28 protein-coding genes and 1 pseudogene are annotated in these 21,015 nt (G+C 67.3%); 9 read left to right on the top strand and 20 right to left on the bottom strand.

What is annotated here, in order from left to right; genetic code table 11:
* Window positions 1-81 precede the first annotated feature (81 nt).
* The 7 genes from ACZ6DL_RS24170 (at window position 82) to ACZ6DL_RS24140 (ending at window position 6,771) form a co-directional block, all read left to right on the top strand.
* On the top strand, window positions 82-276 hold the full coding sequence (locus tag ACZ6DL_RS24170; protein WP_466054387.1) for a hypothetical protein: 195 nt from the start codon (window positions 82-84) through the stop codon (window positions 274-276).
* 131 nt (window positions 277-407) lie between these two features.
* Entirely contained in the window at window positions 408-860 is a 453-nt protein-coding gene (locus ACZ6DL_RS24165; protein ID WP_466054385.1) for a TIGR03667 family PPOX class F420-dependent oxidoreductase, read from the top strand.
* A 5-nt stretch (window positions 861-865) separates the two neighbouring features.
* Window positions 866-1,447 (top strand): putative glycolipid-binding domain-containing protein, encoded by a 582-nt coding sequence (locus tag ACZ6DL_RS24160; RefSeq protein WP_466054383.1) that lies wholly within the window; start codon window positions 866-868, stop codon window positions 1,445-1,447.
* Between the two features lie 61 nt (window positions 1,448-1,508).
* Window positions 1,509-2,438, top strand: coding sequence for an RluA family pseudouridine synthase (locus ACZ6DL_RS24155; RefSeq protein ID WP_466054381.1), 930 nt, complete (start codon window positions 1,509-1,511; stop codon window positions 2,436-2,438).
* Between the two features lie 54 nt (window positions 2,439-2,492).
* Window positions 2,493-3,236, top strand: coding sequence for a lysostaphin resistance A-like protein (locus tag ACZ6DL_RS24150; protein ID WP_466054379.1), 744 nt, complete (start codon window positions 2,493-2,495; stop codon window positions 3,234-3,236).
* Window positions 3,237-3,587: 351 nt separating this feature from the next.
* Window positions 3,588-6,035: a sigma-70 RNA polymerase sigma factor region 4 domain-containing protein gene (locus ACZ6DL_RS24145; RefSeq protein ID WP_466054377.1), complete on the top strand. Its 2,448-nt coding sequence runs from the start codon at window positions 3,588-3,590 to the stop codon at window positions 6,033-6,035.
* 286 nt (window positions 6,036-6,321) lie between these two features.
* On the top strand, window positions 6,322-6,771 hold the full coding sequence (locus ACZ6DL_RS24140; RefSeq protein WP_466054375.1) for a Zn-ribbon domain-containing OB-fold protein: 450 nt from the start codon (window positions 6,322-6,324) through the stop codon (window positions 6,769-6,771).
* 189 nt (window positions 6,772-6,960) lie between these two features.
* Here ACZ6DL_RS24140 and ACZ6DL_RS24135 read toward each other — a convergent pair whose 3' ends face one another.
* The 6 genes from ACZ6DL_RS24135 to ACZ6DL_RS24110 all read right to left on the bottom strand — a co-directional run bounded on the left by ACZ6DL_RS24135 (window position 6,961) and on the right by ACZ6DL_RS24110 (window position 11,015).
* Window positions 6,961-9,114, bottom strand: coding sequence for an MMPL family transporter (locus tag ACZ6DL_RS24135; RefSeq protein WP_466054373.1), 2,154 nt, complete (start codon window positions 9,112-9,114; stop codon window positions 6,961-6,963).
* A 43-nt stretch (window positions 9,115-9,157) separates the two neighbouring features.
* Entirely contained in the window at window positions 9,158-9,628 is a 471-nt protein-coding gene (locus ACZ6DL_RS24130; RefSeq protein ID WP_466054371.1) for an EXLDI protein, read from the bottom strand.
* 187 nt (window positions 9,629-9,815) lie between these two features.
* Entirely contained in the window at window positions 9,816-10,109 is a 294-nt protein-coding gene (locus ACZ6DL_RS24125; RefSeq protein ID WP_466054369.1) for an NUDIX hydrolase, read from the bottom strand.
* Window positions 10,045-10,266 (bottom strand): NUDIX domain-containing protein, encoded by a 222-nt coding sequence (locus ACZ6DL_RS24120; protein WP_466054367.1) that lies wholly within the window; start codon window positions 10,264-10,266, stop codon window positions 10,045-10,047. The genes ACZ6DL_RS24125 and ACZ6DL_RS24120 overlap by 65 nt, the downstream gene beginning before the upstream one ends.
* An 81-nt stretch (window positions 10,267-10,347) precedes the next feature.
* A complete protein-coding gene (locus tag ACZ6DL_RS24115; protein ID WP_466054365.1) occupies window positions 10,348-10,794 on the bottom strand; it encodes a type II toxin-antitoxin system VapC family toxin in 447 nt (148 codons plus the stop codon).
* Window positions 10,791-11,015, bottom strand: a complete 225-nt coding sequence (locus ACZ6DL_RS24110) for a ribbon-helix-helix domain-containing protein (RefSeq protein ID WP_466054363.1) — start codon at window positions 11,013-11,015, stop codon at window positions 10,791-10,793. The genes ACZ6DL_RS24115 and ACZ6DL_RS24110 overlap by 4 nt, the downstream gene beginning before the upstream one ends.
* 88 nt (window positions 11,016-11,103) lie before the next feature.
* On the opposite strand from ACZ6DL_RS24110, the gene ACZ6DL_RS24105 reads away from it, so the two are divergent.
* Window positions 11,104-12,009, top strand: coding sequence for an NAD-dependent epimerase/dehydratase family protein (locus ACZ6DL_RS24105; RefSeq protein ID WP_466054361.1), 906 nt, complete (start codon window positions 11,104-11,106; stop codon window positions 12,007-12,009).
* 2 nt (window positions 12,010-12,011) lie between these two features.
* Here the strand turns inward: ACZ6DL_RS24105 and ACZ6DL_RS24100 are convergent, their stop codons facing one another.
* The 12 genes and pseudogenes from ACZ6DL_RS24100 to rpsJ all read right to left on the bottom strand — a co-directional run bounded on the left by ACZ6DL_RS24100 (window position 12,012) and on the right by rpsJ (window position 18,331).
* Window positions 12,012-12,833 carry a phosphatase gene (locus ACZ6DL_RS24100; protein ID WP_466054359.1) on the bottom strand — a complete coding sequence of 274 codons (822 nt, stop codon included), beginning with the start codon at window positions 12,831-12,833 and terminating at the stop codon, window positions 12,012-12,014.
* Between the two features lie 212 nt (window positions 12,834-13,045).
* Window positions 13,046-13,294 (bottom strand): annotated as a pseudogene (rpsQ, locus tag ACZ6DL_RS24095) (30S ribosomal protein S17); the annotation flags it as partial.
* A 20-nt stretch (window positions 13,295-13,314) separates the two neighbouring features.
* Entirely contained in the window at window positions 13,315-13,554 is a 240-nt protein-coding gene (rpmC, locus tag ACZ6DL_RS24090; RefSeq protein WP_040864843.1) for a 50S ribosomal protein L29, read from the bottom strand.
* Window positions 13,554-13,970 (bottom strand): 50S ribosomal protein L16, encoded by a 417-nt coding sequence (gene rplP, locus ACZ6DL_RS24085; protein ID WP_040864842.1) that lies wholly within the window; start codon window positions 13,968-13,970, stop codon window positions 13,554-13,556. The genes rpmC and rplP overlap by 1 nt, the downstream gene beginning before the upstream one ends.
* A gap of 3 nt (window positions 13,971-13,973) precedes the next feature.
* Window positions 13,974-14,768: a 30S ribosomal protein S3 gene (rpsC, locus tag ACZ6DL_RS24080; protein WP_040774085.1), complete on the bottom strand. Its 795-nt coding sequence runs from the start codon at window positions 14,766-14,768 to the stop codon at window positions 13,974-13,976.
* Window positions 14,769-15,173 carry a 50S ribosomal protein L22 gene (rplV, locus tag ACZ6DL_RS24075; protein ID WP_040864841.1) on the bottom strand — a complete coding sequence of 135 codons (405 nt, stop codon included), beginning with the start codon at window positions 15,171-15,173 and terminating at the stop codon, window positions 14,769-14,771. It abuts the gene before it with no gap.
* Window positions 15,170-15,451 carry a 30S ribosomal protein S19 gene (rpsS, locus tag ACZ6DL_RS24070; RefSeq protein WP_039795442.1) on the bottom strand — a complete coding sequence of 94 codons (282 nt, stop codon included), beginning with the start codon at window positions 15,449-15,451 and terminating at the stop codon, window positions 15,170-15,172. The genes rplV and rpsS overlap by 4 nt, the downstream gene beginning before the upstream one ends.
* 15 nt (window positions 15,452-15,466) lie before the next feature.
* Window positions 15,467-16,303 carry a 50S ribosomal protein L2 gene (rplB, locus tag ACZ6DL_RS24065; protein ID WP_040864840.1) on the bottom strand — a complete coding sequence of 279 codons (837 nt, stop codon included), beginning with the start codon at window positions 16,301-16,303 and terminating at the stop codon, window positions 15,467-15,469.
* A 33-nt stretch (window positions 16,304-16,336) separates the two neighbouring features.
* Complete coding sequence (gene rplW / locus ACZ6DL_RS24060; RefSeq protein WP_029923608.1) at window positions 16,337-16,642, bottom strand: 50S ribosomal protein L23; 306 nt, start codon at window positions 16,640-16,642, stop codon at window positions 16,337-16,339.
* Window positions 16,639-17,349: a 50S ribosomal protein L4 gene (rplD, locus tag ACZ6DL_RS24055; protein WP_357044534.1), complete on the bottom strand. Its 711-nt coding sequence runs from the start codon at window positions 17,347-17,349 to the stop codon at window positions 16,639-16,641. Before rplD ends, rplW begins: the two co-directional genes overlap by 4 nt.
* Window positions 17,346-18,011: a 50S ribosomal protein L3 gene (rplC, locus tag ACZ6DL_RS24050; RefSeq protein ID WP_062971941.1), complete on the bottom strand. Its 666-nt coding sequence runs from the start codon at window positions 18,009-18,011 to the stop codon at window positions 17,346-17,348. Before rplC ends, rplD begins: the two co-directional genes overlap by 4 nt.
* A 14-nt stretch (window positions 18,012-18,025) precedes the next feature.
* Window positions 18,026-18,331, bottom strand: a complete 306-nt coding sequence (gene rpsJ, locus ACZ6DL_RS24045) for a 30S ribosomal protein S10 (RefSeq protein ID WP_003938093.1) — start codon at window positions 18,329-18,331, stop codon at window positions 18,026-18,028.
* A gap of 507 nt (window positions 18,332-18,838) precedes the next feature.
* Here rpsJ and ACZ6DL_RS24040 point away from each other — a divergent pair.
* Entirely contained in the window at window positions 18,839-19,315 is a 477-nt protein-coding gene (locus ACZ6DL_RS24040; RefSeq protein ID WP_466054354.1) for a hotdog fold domain-containing protein, read from the top strand.
* A 47-nt stretch (window positions 19,316-19,362) separates the two neighbouring features.
* Here ACZ6DL_RS24040 and ACZ6DL_RS24035 read toward each other — a convergent pair whose 3' ends face one another.
* Together ACZ6DL_RS24035 and ACZ6DL_RS24030 are read right to left on the bottom strand one after the other, a co-directional pair.
* The gene (locus ACZ6DL_RS24035; protein WP_466054352.1) at window positions 19,363-20,016 is read right to left on the bottom strand and encodes an ATP-binding cassette domain-containing protein; all 654 of its coding nucleotides are present in this window, start codon (window positions 20,014-20,016) and stop codon (window positions 19,363-19,365) included.
* Between the two features lie 50 nt (window positions 20,017-20,066).
* Window positions 20,067-21,002 (bottom strand): esterase/lipase family protein, encoded by a 936-nt coding sequence (locus ACZ6DL_RS24030; protein WP_466054350.1) that lies wholly within the window; start codon window positions 21,000-21,002, stop codon window positions 20,067-20,069.
* Window positions 21,003-21,015: the final 13 nt, after the last annotated feature.

Genomic DNA, 21,015 nt, shown 5'->3' with positions numbered 1-21,015 from the left:
GCGCATCCTGGTCCGATAGCTCGTGCGCATAGCTAATTTCAAGTCGAAAGCGAACCCATCCGACGCGCAGGAGCATCGAATATGTATGGCACGGCGAATTTTCCGGTTCTGTCCGATTGCGCGAAAGATCCCGGCGAACTGACCGCGCGCCAAGCGCACACGGCCATGCAGGTGCACCTGGATTGCAGCGTCGAATTGTGCCGGGTCCGGCGGCGCGCACGCAGAACGCTGGTCGAGGCTCGGCTGATGGTGCTCGACGAGCGGGCCACGCCGTAGTGGCGTTCGCGATGGACGCGCGGCGCTCGTGCCTCGGCTCGCCGGTGCGCACGGCGATGAACTCGCACGCACCGGAGTGGCTTTTGTGCGTGGAGCGGAATCGTCCCGGCGGCCGAGGTGTTGACCATGCCATGACCGCAACGGCATCCGATCGATCCGCCACCCCCGTCGTGGATACCGAGACCGATTTCGGCGCGAAAGTCGCCGGACGACTCGACCGCGAGTCCGTTCTCTGGCTGACCACCGTCGGCCCCACCGGCACACCGCAGCCGAACCCCGTCTGGTTCCAGTGGCGCGACGACGAGTTCCTGATCTTCAGCAAGCCGGGCCAGCCGAAAGTGCGCAACATCCAGCGCAATCCCCGGGTCTCGCTGAACCTCAACAGCACCGAGCACGGCGGCGACGTCGTGGTGCTCACCGGCACGGCGCGCGTGGTCGACCAACGCCCCGGCGCGGACGAGATCGATGCGTTCACGAAGAAGTACGCCGACGGCCTGCGCTCGATCGACCTGACCGACGAGCAGTTCTATGCCGAGTACTCGGTCGTGCTCCGCGTCACCCCGGACCGGCTGCGCGGATTCTGATCCCCATGATGTTCGAGCCGCCGCCGCCCACCGCCGCGTGGCGGCACCGCACCGCCCGCGAGGGATTCGAGGTGGCGTACTTCCGGGTCACCGAGCTGGGCGTGCTGATCGACGGCTGCACGACGGCCGTCGAGGACGGCGCGGCATGGGTGGTGGACTACCGGATCGCGCTGGACACCGAATGGCGGACGCGCCGAGCGCAGGTAGGCGTGCGCAAACCGGGCGGCTGGAACACGCTGGTGCTGGAGTCCGACGGTGCGGGGTCCTGGCTGCTGGACGGCATGCCCGCGCCACTGCTCGACGGCTGCCTGGACGTGGACTTGGAATCCTCCGCGCTGACCAATGCCCTCCCGGTGCACCGGTCGGCCTGGGAGATCGGCGACGGCGCGGACGCCGCCGCGGCCTACGTGTACGCCTCCGGCGCCGCGGTGGCCCGGTTGGAACAGCGCTACGTCCGCATCGCCGACGGCGCGCACGGACCGCGGTTCCACTACCAGGCCCCGGAGTTCGACTTCACCTGCGCCCTGGACTACGACAAGTCCGGCTTGGTGCTGGATTACCCGGGTATCGCGGTCCGCGCCCACTGAGGGCCCGGCGCGGCCCGGCCTCGGTTATCCCGGATCCGGCCTGCGGTTAGGGTCGATATCGATGAGAAGGCGGCAACAACCGCCGTTGCCCAAGCGGCACGGCTTGGACCCGGCCCGGCTGCGGCTACCGGAGCAGGGTCACTGGGCGACCATCCGGGACCACTTGGTGGAACGCTTGCCCCGGGTGCCCGCGACGCGGATCGATGAACTGCTGCGTGCGGGCGGCATAGTCGACCTCGACGGCCCGATCTCCCCCGACGCGGCGTACGTGCCCGGCGGCGCGGTCTGGTTCCACCGCGATCTGCCCGAGGAGACGGTGGTCCCGTTCGACATCTCCGTCGTGCATCGCGACGACGACCTGCTGGTGGTGGACAAACCGCACTTCCTGGCCACGATTCCGCGTGGTCAGCACATCCTGCAGACCGCGCTGGTGCGGCTGCGCCGGGAGCTGGACCTCCCCGACCTGATCCCGGCGCATCGGCTCGACCGCGTCACGGCGGGCCTGCTGCTGTTCGTGATCAATCCCGCACGCCGCGGCGCGTACCAGACCATGTTCCACAAGCGCACCGTGCGCAAGGAATACGAAGCGATCGCCCCGTACGATCCCGGCCTCGAGCTGCCCCGCGTGGTGCGCAGCCGGATCATCAAGGAGAAACAGGTGCTCGCCGCCCAGGAGGTGCCGGGTGAACCGAACGCGGAAACCGAGATCGAACTGCGCGAGCACCGTGACGGCTTCGGCCGCTACCGGCTGCGCCCGCACACCGGCCGGACCCACCAGCTGCGCCTGCACATGAACAGCCTCGGCATCCCCATCCTCGGCGACGACTTCTACCCGGTGCTCACCGACAAGCCCGTCGACGACTTCACCAGGCCGCTGCAATTGCTCGCCGCTTCGCTCGAGTTCACCGACCCGGTCACCCGGGAGCCGCGCCGCTTCCAGACCACGCGCACCCTGCAGGCCTGGACCGATCCGCACGGGTGGGCGGGCTGAACGGCGCCGGGCCGCGCGCAGTGAACCTGTTTCAGAGCCGTACACTGGTCCGGGATGGCTCAACCCGACCAAGCAGCACCCATCCAGCAACGCCACAGAGCGCGCGCTTACCTCGATGTCGCCGTCGTCGTGCTCGTTCTGGCGGGCACCAATCTGATCGCGCACTTCACCACCGCGTGGGCGAGCATCGTGACGGTGCCGGTCGCGGCGATCGCACTGCTCGCGCTGATGCGCAGGCGCGGCCTCGGCTGGTCGGAGCTGGGCCTTTCGCCCCGGTACTGGCGGCGTGGTTCGCTCTACGCGCTCGGCGCGGCGGCGCTGGTCATCGCGGTCGTAGCGATCGGGGCGGCACTCCCCTTGACCCGGCCGTTCTTCTTGGCCGACCGCTACGCCACCATCTCCGGCGCGATGATCGCCTCGATGATCGTCATCCCGCTGCAAACCGTGATTCCCGAGGAACTGGCCTTCCGCGGCGTGCTCTACGGCACGCTGGATCGCGTCTACGGTGCGCGCGGCGTCTTCGCGGCAGGCTCGCTCCTTTTCGGCCTCTGGCACATCGCCTCCTCCCTGGGGCTTACCTCCAGCAACCGCGGCCTGAGCGGAGTCGTCGGCGGTGGCGTGGCCGGACAGGTCATCGGGATCCTGCTCGCCGTCTTCGCGACCGCCGCGGCGGGCGTGGTGTTCACCTGGCTGCGCCACCGCAGCGGCAGCCTGCTCGCCCCCATCGCCCTGCACTGGTCGGTCAACGGCGCGGGAGCCCTGGCCGCCGCCATCGTCTGGCACACCACATTGAGCTGACCTGGATTTCGGACGGACGATTGCCTCCGCGTTCTTCCGGGCCGTGGAAAACGCTCGCGCGGGGGACCGTCTTGCGCAGTCGGTCAACCGACGACCGCCCGGAGCGACGAAAGTCGGCGCTGGGCGAAATCGAACTCACTTTCGACACGCGGGCACCTCGACAAAAGAGCCGCTCACCCGGATATTCGACGCGCGCCGCGAATTTCGGCAGCTCGGCGTGTCGCTGCCTGCCCAGTGCGCATCGCATTGACCACGGGCAGAGGTCGGTTTAGTCTCACTCCGATCACACATATGTTCGAGCACTCATGTCTCCACCACCCGACATGACACCTGCTCCCGGGAAGGCTCGCGATGCCCGACGAACCCTCGAACGGTAGTTCCGAGATTGCCGCGCTGGCACAGCAAGTCGAGACCGCGCGTGGCAAATTGCCCCTGCAATTGGATCCGGCCCTGCTGGACGTGCTGTCCGAACGCGAGATCACCGCTGAGCGCGAACTCGCGGAATGGATTCGCGCGCAGCGGCGCAAGCAGCGACGCCGGGAAATCGAGGCGGAGCTGGCCGCCGAGCGGCGCGACCGGAAGTCTGCGACGGCGTTGCGCCGCTCGGAGGAAGCCGACGCCCGCTGGCACCGGCGCGCCCTGGCTGCGCGGCGGCGGGCCTCCAGCGAGGACGCGCGCCTGGCACAGCTGTACCAGCGGGCGGAGTGGTCGTCGCGCGCCCTGATCGCCGTCGTCGTCCTCGGTATGGTGTGGGCCGGGGTCAACGTGCAGCACAATCTGGTGCCCAGCGGCGACATGTCCGACCCGCTGTACTGGTTGAGTTACGGCATCGAGGCGATGATCTCGATCCCGATCATCACCATCATGGTCGCGGCGACGACCGCGTCGCGGTGGGGTCGCGAGCTGGCGCGCGGCAAGGTGATCTTCTTCGAAGCGGCGCTGCTCGGCACCACCGTCGCGCTCAACACCGGACCGCATCTGGCCGCGGGCGACCTCGGCCGCGCCGCCGAATACGCGATCGCGCCGGTGATGGTCGGCGTCGTGATCTGGCTGCACGCCTGGGTGTCCGCGCGGTACGCGGTGCTGATCGACGGCGCGCCGGTGATCGAGCGCGACCGGCCGATGATGCACATCGACGCACAACGGGTTCCCGGCACGCCGGAAGCCGGTGGATACCACCCTCTCGGAGCAGCGGCGACCAGCGGCCGATTTCCCCGGGAAGGCGAGGCTTGCGCCGCACGTGTGACCGATGACCGCGAGGTCCATCGTTCCGGGTATGAAACCTCCGCCCACCGCACCGTCCCGGCCGCAACGGCCCGGACTCGTCCCGCAGCCCGGCTCGACGAGTGCAGCGCGGCAGCGGCGACCGTGCCGGGCCCGGCACGGGTCGACCACGGGAAGTCGCCGCGCGACGGTCACGCGGTCGGATCGCCGATCAACGGTCACCCCATCACGGTCGACCGCATCCCCTCCGCCACCGCGGACCCCGGGAACGGCGAAGTGCGCGAGCACTCCACCACCCCGGGTCCCGCCGCCGAGCGCGGCAACGGCCACGCCGCCGAACCCGATGCCGCGCTCCCGCACGCTTCGAACGGCCACCCCGTCGAAACCACTGTCAACGGATACACCCACGGCCTGACCGTGAACGGCCACACCCTCCTGCCTATCGACGGCGGAACCGGTCGGACGGCTGCCAACGGAAACCCACACCCGCAGGTCAACGGAAACACGGCGCACCCGGCCATCAACGGCCACACTGTCGAAATGCCCGCCGACGGCGCGATGCGGCCCTCGCGGGTCGATGAGAAGACCGTCCGCCCCAGCACCAACGGTCACGCCGCCGAGATGCCGACCATCCAAGCGCACGCACTCCCGGTCGACGGGCACACCGATCCCACCGAAGACCACCCGGATAACCTCCCTCCCACCGAAAGCCCGAATCAGCCGGTTGCCGGCTCAGAACCGGCGACTCCCCCACCGCATGTGATTCCGCCCGCAGCCCGGCATGTGCCGGAGACCCGCGCCGACCGACACCGGACTCGCCCGGGCCGCCCCGAAGCAGCACAGCCTTTCCCCCCCGGCTTCGAACAGGGGATACCGAGCCGAGACGAAGCGCCCGGGTCGGAGATTCGACAGCCGCGTCTCGAGTCCGCACCACTCGCGGCACAGCAAATTTCGCTCGCCGACCTGCACGAGGGCCTCGAATTCGATGACCCCTCATCGACCTCGGAGAACAGTGCGGTTTCGTATGCTCCTACCACTCGAGGCGAACGCTCGGTCGATCGCGTGCATCGCGCAGATGACGCCGCCCGGCGTCCGGGCTCCACCGATCCCAAGCGCACACCGGCCCCCGCGACCGCCGACACTGCCGCACAGGTGCACCCGAACGCCACCGCCCCGCGCGCAGCGAAACGCGGGAAGTCGGTGTCCGCCGAGCAGAACGATCGCTCCGCCGACGCGGAGAGTGAACAACTGGCCCTCGAGGAAACTTCCGAGCCGTCGCACCCCCGCGTCGACGCGATGCCGATTGTCGAGGATAGCGACGAGGACGACGAATTCCCCACCGAACCGGACGAAGCCGACACCGACGACGACGAGATCTCCGCGATCGCCCGGGCCATCACCGGCCGACGCCTCTCCAACCTCCCGATCGAGGAGGTCAGAGAGATCCTGACACTCGCCGATCAGGGCGGCTCGACCCCGGCCATCGCCAACGAACTCGGCCTCGCCCGCTCCGCGGTCACCCGTGTCCTGGACTCGGCGATCAAAGTCCACCGCCCCTACGCGACCATCGGCTGAGCACCGGCCGCACCGAGCACAAGGTCACGCCGCGTCTGTCGACGAGGTCGTCCGGCGTCCGCTCTCGCCGCACTCGCGCAGGTAGCGTTCCCGGGCGTGCCCCGCCGGCTCGATGTGCCAACCGGAACCGAAGCTCGAGCCCCCGGCGTCGGAGTTCGCCGTGGCGGGCGGCGCGGCGCCGAAGAGCGGAAAAACAGGTATGCCCGGGGTCGTTCGGCCGACGCGCGCCGCGGCCTGCCGGGAGAGGCTGGAGCGGAGTTCGCCAGCACCATATCGGGAGGCTCGTATGCACACGAACATCGTGAAGAACACTTCGAATATCGGCGGAGACCGCAGCGCCCTGTGCGTGGATGGCAGGTTGATGATTCACCGTTGCGTGCGGTGCGACAAGCTGCTCGCGCCGATAACGGCTGCGTGCTCGTCCTGCGGATCCAACCAGCTCGAGAGCGTGCCGTCGTCGGGTGCGGGTTTTGTCGTGTCGTGGCGGGTGGTGGAGCGTGCCCCGGTCGACAGGCATGGTGAGCTGGTGCCGCTGACGATCGCCATCGTCGAACTCGACGAAGGCCCGTTGGTCTACACGTCCATCGAGGGGGGATTACCCGCATCGCCGGGCCAGCGGGTGCGCGTCCAATTCCAGCCCCACCCCTGGGAGGACAGATTTCCTGTGTTCTCGCTCAGTAGCGCTCCGCGAGACTCAGCGCATCGGCCTTTGTCCCAGGTCTCTTCCGGCGCGTGATCGCTGTGCACTACGCACAGGATCAATCGGTTTCCCGTGACCACGATCGAAGCACGATGACCCGTGCCTGTTCGTCCGAGCCTGCTGTATGTCACGGATTCGCTATCCGGCGAAAAGCTGTGCACCCGGTAGATCCGGGTGCACAGCTCCGGGCTGATCAGCCGTGGCGATCGCCGATGCGCACAGCCCCTATTCCGATCGGCTCACGCCGACGGCGCTTTCCACGACGCCGCGAGCGTCCGGTCCGGCATCGGGCTTCTCGTCCCCGTGCCCCGGCCACCACGCCTTGTGCCCGATGATCGCCGTGAGCGCGGGCGTGAAGAACATGGCCATGACGAAGGCCGCGATCGCGATGCCCACCGAGATGGCGAAGCCCATCTGCGCGAGGACGTTGTTGCCCGCCAGCATCATCGACGCGAACGTTCCCGCCAGGATCACGCCGGCCGCCGCGATGGTCGGTCCGGTGTGCCGCAGGGCCAGTGCCGCGGCTTGTTTCGGTTCGTTGCCCTCGCGGGCCTCTTCCCGCAGCCGGGCGACCATGAGGATGTTGTAGTCGGTGCCCAGCGCGACCACGAACAGGTACATGATCACCGGCAGCGTGAAGATCAGGCCGGTCTCGCCCCGGAAGTGCTGGAAGACCAGCACCGCGGCGCCGAGGGTGGCGGCGAACCCGAGGAACACCGACGCCATCAGGTACCACGGCGCGACCAGACTGCGCAGCAGCAATCCCAGCACGATCATGATCAGGATGGCCGCCACCGGGAAGACGATGGCGTAATCCCGCGCCATCGCGTCCTGGAAGTCGACGAACACCGAGGTCAGCCCGCCGACCGCGGCGGTCGCGCCTGCGGGCGCCGCCGAGTGCGCGGTGTCGCGCAGCGGTCCCTTGACGGTGTCCAGCGCGGCATCCGACTCCGGCGCGGCGTTCAGCGTCACCGCGAAGTCGGCGATCGTCTTGTCCGCGGACAACTTCGGCTCGGCCACCTGCCCCACACCGGGCACACCGGCCAACTCGTTGCGGTAGGCGGTGAGCTGCTCGGCGGTCAACGCACCGTCGGATCGCAACAGGACATCCGAAGGCTGGGTGGTCCCGGCGGGCAATCCCTTGACCAATTCCTTGCTGTACACGACGGATTCCGACGCCTCCGAGGTCGATCCGGAGCTGAGATCGAACGTCGGGTGGAAGCCGAAGGCGAAGATCCCCAGCACCACCAGCACACCGCCGGAGGCCACGGCGAATACACCGGGCCGACGGCCGAGCGCGTTGCCCGCCGCGGTGAAGCGCGCGCCCTTCGGTTCGGTGCGCCATGCCTTGGACGGCCAGAACACTTTGGTCCCCAGCAGCGAGACCACCGCGGGAACCAGCGTCAGCCCCGCCGCCAGCGCGACCGCCACCGCGATCGCCAGTGCCGGGCCCATGGCACGGAACATGCCGAGCGAGGACAGCACCAGCGCCATGAACGCGATGATCACCGCGCCTGCCGCGGAGGTGATCGCCTCACCCACCCGGGTGACGGCGCTGACCATGGCGGTCTTCGGATCCTCGCCCGCACGCAGCCGTTCGCGGTAGCGGAACATCAGGAACAGGATGTAGTCGGTGCCGACACCGAACAGCACGACCACAAGGATGGCGCTGATCGATGCGTCGATCTCCAAGTCGAACGCCTTGGCCACCACTGCGATCAATCCGTTGACCATGCTGGAGACCGCTCCGATCACGACGATCGGCAGCAACGCGATCACCGGGCTGCGGAAGATGATCAGCAACAGCACCAGGATCAGCACGACGGTGGCGATGCCGATGATGGCCATGCCCTTGTCGCCTGATTCGCGTTGGTCGAGCACCTGCGCCGCCTGGCCGGTGATGCCCGCTTTCAGTTCGGTATCTCCGACGCGCTCCTTCAGCTTCGCTCGCAGCGCCTTGACCGCGTCGCCTTGGGTGGTGTCGTTCGGATTGGTCACCTTCGTCATCTGCACCGCGATGATCTGGATCAGGCGATTCTCCGACGGCGGCGTCGGTTGCATGCCGATGACGTCCTTGATCTGCGCGTTGCGCAGGTCGTTGCCGATCGACACAACCGAAGCCGCGTCCGCGTCGGTCAACGGCGTGCCGTCCTCGCGGGCGAACACGATGATCGCCGCGGGAGCTGAGCTGTCCGGGAAAGCTTTCTGCTGTAGCTCCAATGCCTGAATGGACTCGTAATGGGAAGGCAGGAAGGCGGATTGGTCTGTCGTTGATTTGAGTTCCGGCGCCGCGGCCACCACCGCGATGGTGAGCAGCAGCCACAGGCCGATCACCTTCCACGGATTGTGGACGACCACGGCCCCCAGTCGTGCGAACATCTGCGAAGAAATCCTTTCCGGATTCGCCGAAAGCGGCGGTGTCTCAGATCTGAAGGTCTTGCGAGGTCGGGTTCTCGGCGATATCGACGACCGTCCGGTAGATGTGCTCCGGAATCCGGCCGTCCAGTTCAACGGGCGAGTCCACGATCTCCACCGTGTAGTCACCCCATTCGCGCTCACCGCCGCCGACCCCCAGCAGCTCGCGCCAATTCTTCCAGTCGGTCCAGTCGATCGCGCCGAACATTTCGCGCCAGTTCGATTCCCGCCGGTGCACCACGTATTTGCCTTTACGGCTCACGTAGACGCGCACCACGTTCATCCCGGCCTTGTCGTACTCCCGCGACTCACCGAGCAGCCTGCCGACGAACCGCTGCCTGCGCCCGCCGCCCGGACCCACCCGCAACACGATCTGGCGGAGGTCACCCGGTTCGGCGGGCGCTTTCACGATGGTGACGCCGGATTCCCGCTCCTCGACAGTGCCGGCTCCGCTCAGGTCGTTCGGATCGGTGGTCATGATGTTCCCCATTTCATAGATGAGTGCGCATCCAGGCATGCGTCTACCACAGACCGGCCCGTTCCGAATCCGCCTCTCCGAGCGCGAAATCCATGTTTCCAGACAGGCCGAGCCGTTGTCTCACTATAAGTAGATGTATACGTATAGCGCAAGCCCTGGTCCACCAACGCGCCAAGACCGCGCGCAGTTAATCGATCGGCCCGAGCGGACGGCCGTGTTCGAGGTAGCGAGGCAAGCCATCGATGTGCGCCAGGTGCGCCTGCCGCACGCGCCGGGCCGAGCGCGGGATCACGACCTCACCGACGTCGGCGATCGCCACCCACCGCCAGGCGTCGAGTTCCGACTCCCGCAAGCGGATCGCTCGCTCATCGGCGCCGAGTTCGCCGCAATCGAAGACGTACAGGACCTTGTCACCCTCATTGGGACGCCCGATCGTGTACCAGCAGCCGACGAGCGACCCGGTCGATCCCGAGTTCCTCACCAACCTCCCGCCGACAGGCAGCCGCCGGCGCCTCCCCCGGCTCCACATAGCCGCCCGGCAGATCCCACCCGTCGCCATACGTCTTGTGCACAAGCAGAACTTCATCGCCGCGAACGAACAAAGCCCCCGCAGCCAACCGCGCTCGCCCGACGTTCATTACCCGCGCAAATCGCCGAACCCGCGGTCAGGACGTTGTCCAGCACCGGGGGGTCGCACTGTCACCGAACATCTGGCACATCTAGGTAGCGGGCCGCCAATCGTCCGGCAATATCTGGAACGCCGAGTAGCGACCGAGCGGACGCAAGGTTCGGAAGTCGCGGCAGTCGAGCGTGAGGATGGTGTCGGTATCGAACTCGTCGGCCAGAGCAACACATACCGCATCCACCAGGTCGAGATTCAGGTTGCCGTATTTTCCACGGACATCGACCGCAGTATGCAACTGTGCTGCATCGACGCCTGAGATGACGATCCGCGTCGACGCCACTCGGTCAGCTATCAAACCGAGAATGCCATCGGCCACCTTGCGTCCGGCGCGAGCACTTGCGACATGATGCACCTCGGTCAGCGCCAGCGGACTGACGACAATGGCGCTCGCTGAATCTGCGGCTCGGCGCACCGCGAAATGCTCAGGATCCGAACGATTGAACAGCGCGAGGATGCCCGAGGTGTCTGCGATGACGATCATGCGGGCCGGTTCATCGCATCATGTATGTCATCCTTGCCGATGGGCCCGCCTAAGTCGAAGGTCTCGTCATCAGTGAGCAATGGCGAATCCCACTTGCGATGGCGCATGAGGTACGCCCGGACCGCATCGCGAGTGATCTCATGTTTCGAGCGCCCCTCGGCATCCGCTTGCGCATTCAGGGCCGACTCTTCGTCTTCCGGCAATCGCATGGTCCAAGCCATATCACCATGGTATCAGCTCTGGTATCAGAGGAGTCGTCTTCTTTCGCCCCCACCAATAGCTGGTTCTGCTAGGTGACAAGATCGTGTGGTGCGCGTTCTCGTCACAGGAGCGAACGGCTATCTCGGCCGGGCGGTCGTTCACCTGCTGAGCAGAGCCGGGCACGAGCCGATCGCGATGGTTCGCAAGCGCATTTCGCCCTCGCAGACAGCGGCGCGAGTCGCCGACCTGCTGGATGACGCCGCGCTGCGCGAGGCGCTGGACGGCGCGGAGGCGGTGTGCCATCTTGCCGGGCTCACTCGCGCGCGCGAGTCGATGACCGAACCCTTGCGGTACTTTCGCGTCAATACGGGCGGGACGGTCGCATTACTGGAGGCCATGTCCGCGGCCGGAGTATCGCGGATCGTCTTCGCCTCGACCGGCTCGATATACGGGACGCCGGAGCGTCAGCCGATGACGGAAAGCCTGCCCGACGCACCGCCGCACCCGTACGCGGCAAGCAAACTGGCCGCCGAGTGGGCGCTCCACGCACAGGCGGGCACCGGACGCTTGTCGGCTGCCGTACTCCGTTTGATGAACGTGGCAGGAGGCGCCGACCCCGACCCCACACGCCTGATTCCCCGCACGTTCGCCGCCGCCCTGAACGGTTCGGCATTGGAGGTGAACGGCGACGGCAGCGCGATACGCGATTACCTGCACATCGACGATGCCGCAGCCGCTTTCGTCGCGTGCCTCGAGAAGACACCGCCGGGCCGGTTCGAGCGGTACCTCATCGGCAGTGGGCAGGGCAGCAGCATCCTCGACGTCGTCGCCGCCGTCGAACAACAGACCGGCCGTCGAATCCAGCTGATTCATCGGCCACCGGCGCCCGAACCGGCCGCGTTGGTCAGCGACCCAGCCAAGGCGGCAGCCGAATTAGGCTGGTATCCGAGGCATTCCGAGCTCGAGAGCATAGTCCGCGACCTGTCCGACGACGACCGGCGGAATACGCGCTGACGTCACCGGCCCAGATCCGCCCGGTCGAGCAGGTAGGTGGTCAACGGCTGGTAGTGGTCGGGGCGGATGCCGTCGTCGAGGGGCACCGTGACGGCAATCTTTCCCTCGGCGTGTCCGGCGAACAGGGCGGGATCGTTGCTGTCTGCGAAACCTACGGTTTCGATGCCCGCTTCCCCCGCCGCACCGGCCCACCCGTGGTCGGCGACGACCAGGTCGGGCCAGTGGTCGGGCTCGGCGTCGCGCAACTCCCGGAGCATCGCCCGCATCGGGTGCGGGTCATGCGTGTGTTCCAGCCTGCCGTCGGTGCCGAGCGCGGCAACACCCGAGGTGTAGACGATTTCGCGATTCTGCGGTCCGAAACGGGTAGTGACCCGGTAGGACCATCCGGCGGCGGGCGCGAGCACCACGCACCCCGCCGCACGCAACGCATCCTCGACGGCACGATAGACGCCCAAGAGCGTGTGGGGATGCCCGGTCGCCAGGATCACGGTCTCCTGACGGCGGGCCGCCTGGCCGATCCGCGCCCCCATCGCGTCGAGCGCGTCCAGGGTGAGGTCGACGTCGATGGTGTCGGGACCCCGCCGATGATGTGGGTCCGGGTCGACCCCGCACAGACGCGCCATCATCTCCAGGGTTTCGGTAAACGTCCAATCCTTCAGCGTCAGGCCGAACTGGTACCCCGGATCCTTGTCCACCATCTTGCGATAATTCGAGAGATTCCCCTCCCGAGGCGTCGCGACATCCCCCGCGATCCGCGTCCTCAGCAGATGCTCCCGCAGCAGCGCTCGGTCATCGGGCCGGCCGGGTCGAGTCCCATCTGCCACCGCTACACCTCCACATCGGCCTTCGCTCGCCGTATCGGTCAGGCCACGAGCCTGCTTGCGGCGTGCTCGAAAGGTGCACGCAACACAACCACGACAGTACCCATCGAGGGGTACTCCACCGCGATTCCGTGAAATTCGGACGTGCCGGATACGGCGAAGGCCCGCCTCCCGGAACGGGAAGCGGGCCTTCGGGTTTCACGCCGTGGAAGGGCTTACTTGGCCCTCTCCAGGACCTCGACCAGACGCCAGCGCTTGGTGGCCGACAGCGGACGGGTCTCCATCAGCTGAACGCGGTCGCCGATGCCGGCGATCTCGTTCTCGTCGTGCGCCTTCACCTTCGAGGTGGTGCGAATGATCTTGCCGTAGAGCGGGTGCCGGTGGCGGTCTTCCAGCTCGACGACGATCGTCTTGTTCATCTTGTCCGAGACAACGTAGCCGACACGCACCTTGCGGGTGCCGCGCTGCCCTTCTACTTTGTCGCTCATGCGGCATCTCCCTTGCCAGCGGGTCCGGTGGCCAGACCGAGCTCGCGCTCACGCATGACCGTGTAGATGCGCGCGATCTCGTGACGGACGACGCGCAGACGACGGTTGTTGTCCAGCTGACCCGTCGCCATCTGGAAGCGCAGGTTGAACAGCTCTTCCTTGGAGTCGCGCAGCTTGGCCACCAACTCCTCTTCGGTGAGCTCGCGGAGCTCTGCGGCCGGTGTTCCGGTAGCCATCAGAACTGCTCCTCCCTGGTCACGATCCTGCACTTCATCGGGAGCTTGTGCATCGCGCGGCGCAGGGCCTCACGAGCGGTCTCCTCGTTCGGGTAGCTCATCTCGAACATCACGCGACCGGGCTTGACGTTCGCGACCCACCACTCCGGCGAACCCTTACCGGAACCCATGCGGGTCTCGGCGGGCTTCTTGGTCAGCGGACGATCCGGGTAGATGTTGATCCAGATCTTGCCGCCACGGCGGATGTGGCGAGTCATCGCGATACGCGCCGACTCGATCTGCCGGTTGGTGACGTACGCCGGCTCCAGCGCCTGGATGCCGAACTCGCCGAACGCCACCGAGGTGCCGCCCTTGGCCATGCCGGAACGACCCGGGTGATGCTGCTTGCGGTGCTTCACCTTGCGAGGCATCAGCATGCGTCAGCCCTCCTGTGTCTCTGCCGGCGCGTCGGCCACCGCGGTGGCGGCGCGCCCGGCCTCGGTGCTGGTCGCGGTGGTGCCTGCGGAACCGGACCGACGCGGACGGCTCGGCCGCTCCCGGCGCGGACGCTCGGGCGCGGCGGCAGCGGCGGCGAGCTCACGCTTGCCACCGACGATGTCGCCCTTGTAGATCCAGACCTTCACGCCGATGCGACCGAAGGTGGTCTTGGCCTCGTAGAGGCCGTAGTCGATGTCGGCGCGCAGCGTGTGCAGCGGCACCCGACCCTCGCGGTAGAACTCCGAGCGCGACATCTCGGCGCCACCGAGGCGGCCCGAGCACTGCACACGGATGCCCTTGACGTTCGGCGAACGCATGGCCGACTGGATGGCCTTGCGCATCGCGCGACGGAACGCCACACGGTTGGACAGCTGCTCCGCGACGGCCTGGGCGACCAGCTGCGCATCCGACTCGGGGTTCTTCACCTCGAGGATGTTCAGCTGCACCTGCTTGCCGGTGAGCTTCTCCAGCTCGGCGCGGATGCGGTCGGCCTCGGCGCCGCGGCGGCCGATCACGATGCCGGGACGCGCGGTGTGGATGTCCACCCGAACGCGGTCACGGGTGCGCTCGATCTCGACCTTGGAGATGCCTGCCCGCTCCATGCCGGTGGCCAGGAGCTTGCGGATCGCGACGTCTTCCTTCACGTAGTCCGCGTACTGCTTGTCCGCGTACCAGCGCGACTTCCAGTCGGTGGTGATACCGAGGCGGAAGCCGTGGGGATTGATCTTCTGTCCCATTTACTTTGCCCCTCCCTTCCGGCGGTTACGAGTGGATCCACCGGCGGTGGGGATGCTCTCGACCTCGATGGTGATGTGGCTGGTGCGCTTGCGGATGCGGAACGCACGGCCCTGGGCACGCGGCTGGAACCGCTTCAGGGTCGTACCCTCATCGACGTAGGCGGTCGAGATGACCAGCGTGGCCGGGTTCAGGCCGAGGTTGTTCTCGGCGTTGGCGGCGGCACTGGCGACGACCTTGGCGACCGGCTCGCTCGCGGCCTGGGGCGCGAACTTCAGCAGGGCGAGGGCGTCCTCGACGCGCTTGCCGCGGACCAGGTCCACGACACGGCGTGCCTTCATCGGGGTGACGCGAACGTGCTTGGCGGTCGCGCGCGCAGTCGGGTTCTGAGTCTCAGTCGTCGTCATCGCCGCTTGCTCTTCCGGTCTTCCTTGACGTGGCTCTTGAACGTCCTGGTCGGCGCGAACTCACCGAGCTTGTGCCCGACCATGTTGTCCGAGACGAACACCGGCACGTGCTTGCGGCCGTCGTGCACCGCGAACGTGTGCCCGATGAAATCGGGGATGATGGTCGAACGACGCGACCAGGTCTTGATGACCTGCTTGGTGCCCTTCTCGTTCTGCACGTCCACCTTCGCGAGGAGGTGGTCGTCGACAAACGGGCCTTTCTTGAGGCTGCGTGGCATTTCTTACCTCCTCCTTCAGCGCTTCTTGCCGGTCTTGCGACGGCGGACGATGAGCTTGTCGCTCGGACGGTTGGGCTTGCGGGTGCGGCCTTCCGGCTGACCCCACGGCGAGACCGGGTGGCGACCACCGGAGGTCTTGCCCTCACCACCACCATGCGGGTGGTCGACCGGGTTCATGACGACACCACGGACCGTGGGGCGGCGACCCTTCCAGCGCATACGGCCGGCCTTACCCCAGTTGATGTTCGACTGCTCGGCATTGCCGACCTCGCCGACGGTGGCGCGGCAGCGCACGTCGACGCGGCGGATCTCACCGGAGGGCATACGCAGCGTGGCGTAGGGGCCTTCCTTACCGAGCAGCTGGATGCTCATGCCGGCCGAGCGGGCCAGCTTGGCGCCGCCGCCCGGACGGAGCTCCACCGCGTGGATGGTGGTACCGGTCGGGATGTTGCGCAGCGGCAGGTTGTTGCCCGGCTTGATGTCGGCCGTCGGGCCGGACTCGATGCGGGTGCCCTGCGTCACGCCCTTGGGGGCGATGATGTAGCGCTTCTCGCCGTCCACGAAGTGCAGCAGCGCGATGTTCGCGGTGCGGTTCGGGTCGTACTCGATGTGCGCGACCTTGGCCGGGATGCCGTCCTTGTCCAAACGACGGAAGTCGATCAGACGGTAGGCGCGCTTGTGCCCGCCACCGCGGTGCCGGGTGGTGATCCGGCCGTGGGCGTTGCGGCCGCCGGACTTGGACAGCGGGCGCAGCAGCGACTTCTCCGGGGTCGACCGGGTGATCTCGGCGAAGTCCGAGACGCTGGCGCCACGACGGCCCGGCGTAGTCGGCTTGTACTTACGGATTGCCATGAGTTCTTCTCTACTTTCTGGATTCCCGAGCGCTTACGCGACCGGGCCTCCGAAGATCTCGATGGGCTTGCTGTCGGCCGAGATGGTCACGAGCGCGCGCTTGGTGCTCTTGCGCTTGCCGTAACCGAAGCGGGTCCGCTTGCGCTTGCCCTGACGGTTGGCGGTGTTGACGCTGGTCACCTTCACACCGAAGACCTTCTCCACGGCGATCTTGATCTGCGTCTTGTTCGAGTCCGGGTGCACCAGGAAGGTGTAGGTGCCTTCCTCGATCAGTCCGTAGGACTTCTCGGAGATGACCGGCGCCAGCAGAATGTCGCGGGGGTCGGCGATGGTGGTCACTTGCTCTCCTCCTGTGCAATCGCCGCAGCGTCTTGCGGGGACTCCGCGGGACCGTGCACGAACGCGTTGAGCGCCTCGACGCTGAACACCACGTCGTCACTGTTGAGGACGTCGTAGGTGTTGAGCTGGTCGGGGGCGATCGGGTGCACGTTCTGCAGGTTCGCCAGGCTCTTCCACGCGGCGACGTCCTCGCGGCCCACCACGACCAGGAACTTCTTGCGGTCCGACAACTCGGCCAGGAAGCTCTTGGCGGTCTTGGTGGACGGGGTCTGGCCGGCCACCAGTTCGGTGATCACGTGGATGCGCTCGTTGCGAGCCCGGTCGGACAGGGCGCCACGCAGGGCGGCGGCCTTCATCTTCTTGGGCAGGCGCTGGGTGTAGTCGCGCGGCTGCGGGCCGTGCACGGTGCCACCACCGGCGAACTGCGGCGCGCGGGTCGAACCCTGGCGAGCGCGGCCGGTGCCCTTCTGCCGGTACGGCTTCTTGCCGCCACCGGAGACCTGGCCACGCGTCTTGGTCGCGTGCGTGCCCTGGCGGGCCGCGGCCTGCTGGGCCACGACGACCTGGTGCATCAGCGCGATGTTGGCGGTCACGTCGAAGATCTCCGCGGGGAGATCGACGGTGCCGTTGGTCTTGCCGCCGATCTCCTTGACCGGCAGCGTCAGATTCGCGGACTTCTTCTCAGTGTTCACAGCTGAGCTGGTCATGCGTGCGCACCACCCTTCACGGCGCTCTTGACGATCACGACGCCGCCCTTGCGACCCGGGATCGCTCCCTTGATCAGCAGCAGGCCGTTCTCGGCGTCGACCTTGTGCACCGAGAGGTTCTGCGTGGTGACCCGGTCGTTACCCATCCGGCCCGACATGCGCATGCCCTTGAACACGCGGCCGGGGGTGGCGCAGCCACCGATCGAACCCGGACGACGGTGCACGGCCTGCGCACCGTGCGAGGCGCCCTGGCCACGGAAGCCGTGGCGCTTCATGGTGCCCGCGAAGCCCTTGCCCTTGCTGGTGCCGGTGACGTCGACGTAGCTGCCCTCTTCGAACACGTCGGCGCTGATCTCCTGGCCGACCTCGAAGGTGGAGGCGTCCGCGACGCGGATCTCGGCGACGTGGCGGCGCGGGGTGACGCCGGCCTTGGCGAACTGGCCGGAGACCGGCTTGTTCACCTTGCGCGGGTCGATGGCGCCGAAAGCGACCTGGACGGCGCTGTAGCCGTCGCGCTCCTCGGTGCGGATCTGGGTGACGACGTTCGGCCCGGCCTTGATGACGGTCACGGGAACGACGCGGTTCTTGTCGTCGAAGACCTGGGTCATGCCGAGCTTGGTGCCCAGGATGCCGGCGGCCGGCCTGTTCTTGTTGTCAGTCATGTCTCGAGTCCCCGTCACTGAATGTTGACGTCGACGCTGGCCGGCAGGTCGATGCGCATGAGCGCGTCCACCGTCTTCGGCGTCGGGTCGAGGATGTCGATGAGGCGCTTGTGCGTACGCATCTCGAAGTGCTCGCGCGAGTCCTTGTACTTGTGCGGCGAACGGATGACGCAGTACACGTTCTTCTCGGTCGGCAACGGCACCGGGCCGACGACGCGTGCCCCGGTGCGGGTCACCGTCTCCACGATCTTGCGCGCCGATGCGTCGATCGCCTCGTGGTCATAGGCCTTGAGCCTGATGCGGATCTTTTGTCCCGCCACGCTAAGTGTCCTTTTCTCCGCTTTCCTTCGTGATCCGGAAGCCGGCTACGCCGGTCCACTGGACCACCCTCATTTGCACAGCCCGAACACACGAAGACGTCCCAGCCCGAGTGGATCAGGCCCGGAGGGGCAGCCTGCGTGATTACGCACGGCCCCGGTCGGGCTAGATCCGACACAGTGGAGACTCACGACCGGGCATTGCCCGATCCTCGCCGCTGTTCATCTGTCATGGTTCTCCGGTCCACGCGGTCGGGCGTGTCGCCCGTCCGCTCATTCCTCGGCCTCGGATCGCACTGCGTCTCAGACCTGGAACACTGTCCCGGACGTACCCACGCCGGAAACCCGGCGAGGTACACGATGGGGTACTGCTCGCCCCGCCCGACCACCCGTTTCACAGGGAAACAGACATGGCCCGGTGCAGGGCAACCCGAACAGTATGCACGACCCCCGGGAGTCACTTCAAATCGGTGGGGTGTCGAGAAACTTACTTTTGAGTAAGATACGCGTATGGCGAAAGAAACCGCGACCTACCGCGGGTGGAAGAAGCTGCCCGACAACCGGCTGGGGCACGCCCTGTTCTCGCTCGGGATGGTGGCTCGGGTGCCCTACTTCGGCACCGTGTTGCCGAACGTCGTCAGGCTCGAACCGGGGCTGTGCGAGGTCACCTCGCCGAAGTGGTTCGGAATCCACAATCATCTGGGCACTTTCCACGCCATCGCGGCGTGCAATCTGGCCGAGGTCGCCATGGGCATGCTCAGCGAGGCGACGGTGCCTTCGACGCACCGATGGATTCCCAAGGCGATGAACGTGCGGTACCTGACCAAAGCCGAGACCGCGCTGCGGGCCGTCGCGAAGCTGGCGGAACTCCCGGATTTCGCGACTATCACCGAGGGCCGCGAGATCGTGGTGCCGGTCTCGATCTACGACAAGCACGGCCTGGAGGTCGTGCACGCCGATATCACCACCTGGGTCACGCCCAAGTAGTCACGAGGTCGGCGCGCGAAAGCCGCGGATGCGCCGGAATCGAGCCTTCACGCGGTAGCGACGACTCGACCGTGATCGATGCGCAGGATCTCCTCCGCGCATCCGGCGAGATCCTCTTCGGCACAAGCCGAAACGACGATCGTCATACCCTGCTGGGCGAGGGCTCGCAGCATTCCGGACAGATAGCGCCGACCTTCGTCGTCCAAATCGGCCATCGGGTTGTCCAGCACGAGCGCGGCGGTACCGGCGGCCAGCGCCGCGGCCAGCCCCAGCCACTTCTTCTCGCTCCGGGAGAGACGGAGAACGGGCGTCGAAGACGAATCCGTCAAACGTGCGAGATGCAATGCCCGATCGACGAGTTCGCCGGCCGCGGCTCCGGTGTGACCGGCGATTTTCGCCGAATACTCCACCACTTCCCGGATCGACCAGGTCTCGGCGCCTTCGTACACGTCGGGAACCCAGCCGACCCTGGATCGGACCACCCATGGTTCGGCGCTCGGATCGGCGTCCTCCACGCGCAGATGTCCTCGGTGCGGCCGCAATCGACCGGCGAGCATCGACAACAGGGTCGTCTTTCCCGCGCCGTTCGGTCCGACCACTCCGGTGACTCGGCCCGCGGGAGCACGGAATGTCACGTCGTCGACCACGACGACTCCCGCGAATTCGCGGCGCAGGCCCCTACAGGTAATGCCGAGACCCACCGCGGTCCTCCATCTTCGTCTCGAATGATCGTGTCCGGCCCGGGTCGGGATCAGCAGGGCAACGCTCGCTGGTCTCCGGCGAGCGCGGAGAGCACGGCGGCGGCGGCGCGCGGGTCTTCCAGCATGCCGCTGTGGTCGGCGGTGTTGCCGGGGCATCCGTCCTGTAGCCAGACGTTGCGATCGGCGGCGGCGGGCGCGGCGAGCACGGCGGTGTCCTGCGGCGTGATCACCCGGTCGGCGCGGGAGGCGATGGCCGTGTACCGGACACCGGGCACGGTCTCGCCTCCCGCGTTCAGCCGGTTCAGCAGCGGTGACCCGACCACCTGCTGTTGTCCCGGAGTTCCGAAGACCTGGGCCGCGATCTGCGCGTTGCCCAGACCGAGTGCGGCCAGATCCGGGTAGCCCGCGCGCAAACCGTCCCAGGTCGTGCCCCGGTACGGGGTGCCGAGCGTGACCACTCGGGACACCGCCTCCGCGCCGCGAGCGCGCAGGTACTGCCGGATCACGGTGCCGCCGGTGGAGTGGCCGACCAGCGCCACCCGGCTCGCACCCGTGGTCTCCCGCACCGACCGCACGACTTCGGCGAGTTCGCCCGCCATCCGATCGATGTCGGCCACGCCGTAGACCGCCCGACCCAGCAATGCCGCGCCGATCGGCCCGATGCCGGTGGAACTGGAGCCGGTCTGCCCGCTCACCGCGTCGACCACACCCGGAGCGGCACCGAGATTCGCGGCGAACACACAATGCCCCTCGGCCCGGATGGCGGGCGCGAGCAGGGGGAAACTGCGGCCGATATCGGTACCCGAGCCGTGCACGAGCACCACCGGCTCCGGCCGCGCCCCGGTGGGCCTGCACGACCAATCGTTGGCGCCCTCCAGCGCCGGTGTCTCCGGAGCGGCGCCCGCGCTCGGCGCGTGCGACAGTGCCGCGCAGGCCGCGACCAACAGCAGACCGACGACTCGCGCGGCCCGGGAGCGAATAGGCATCTCTTTTTCCCGA

The organism is Nocardia sp. NPDC041819, from assembly GCF_055590505.1.
This window is presented reverse-complemented; position numbering and strand designations above follow the sequence as displayed.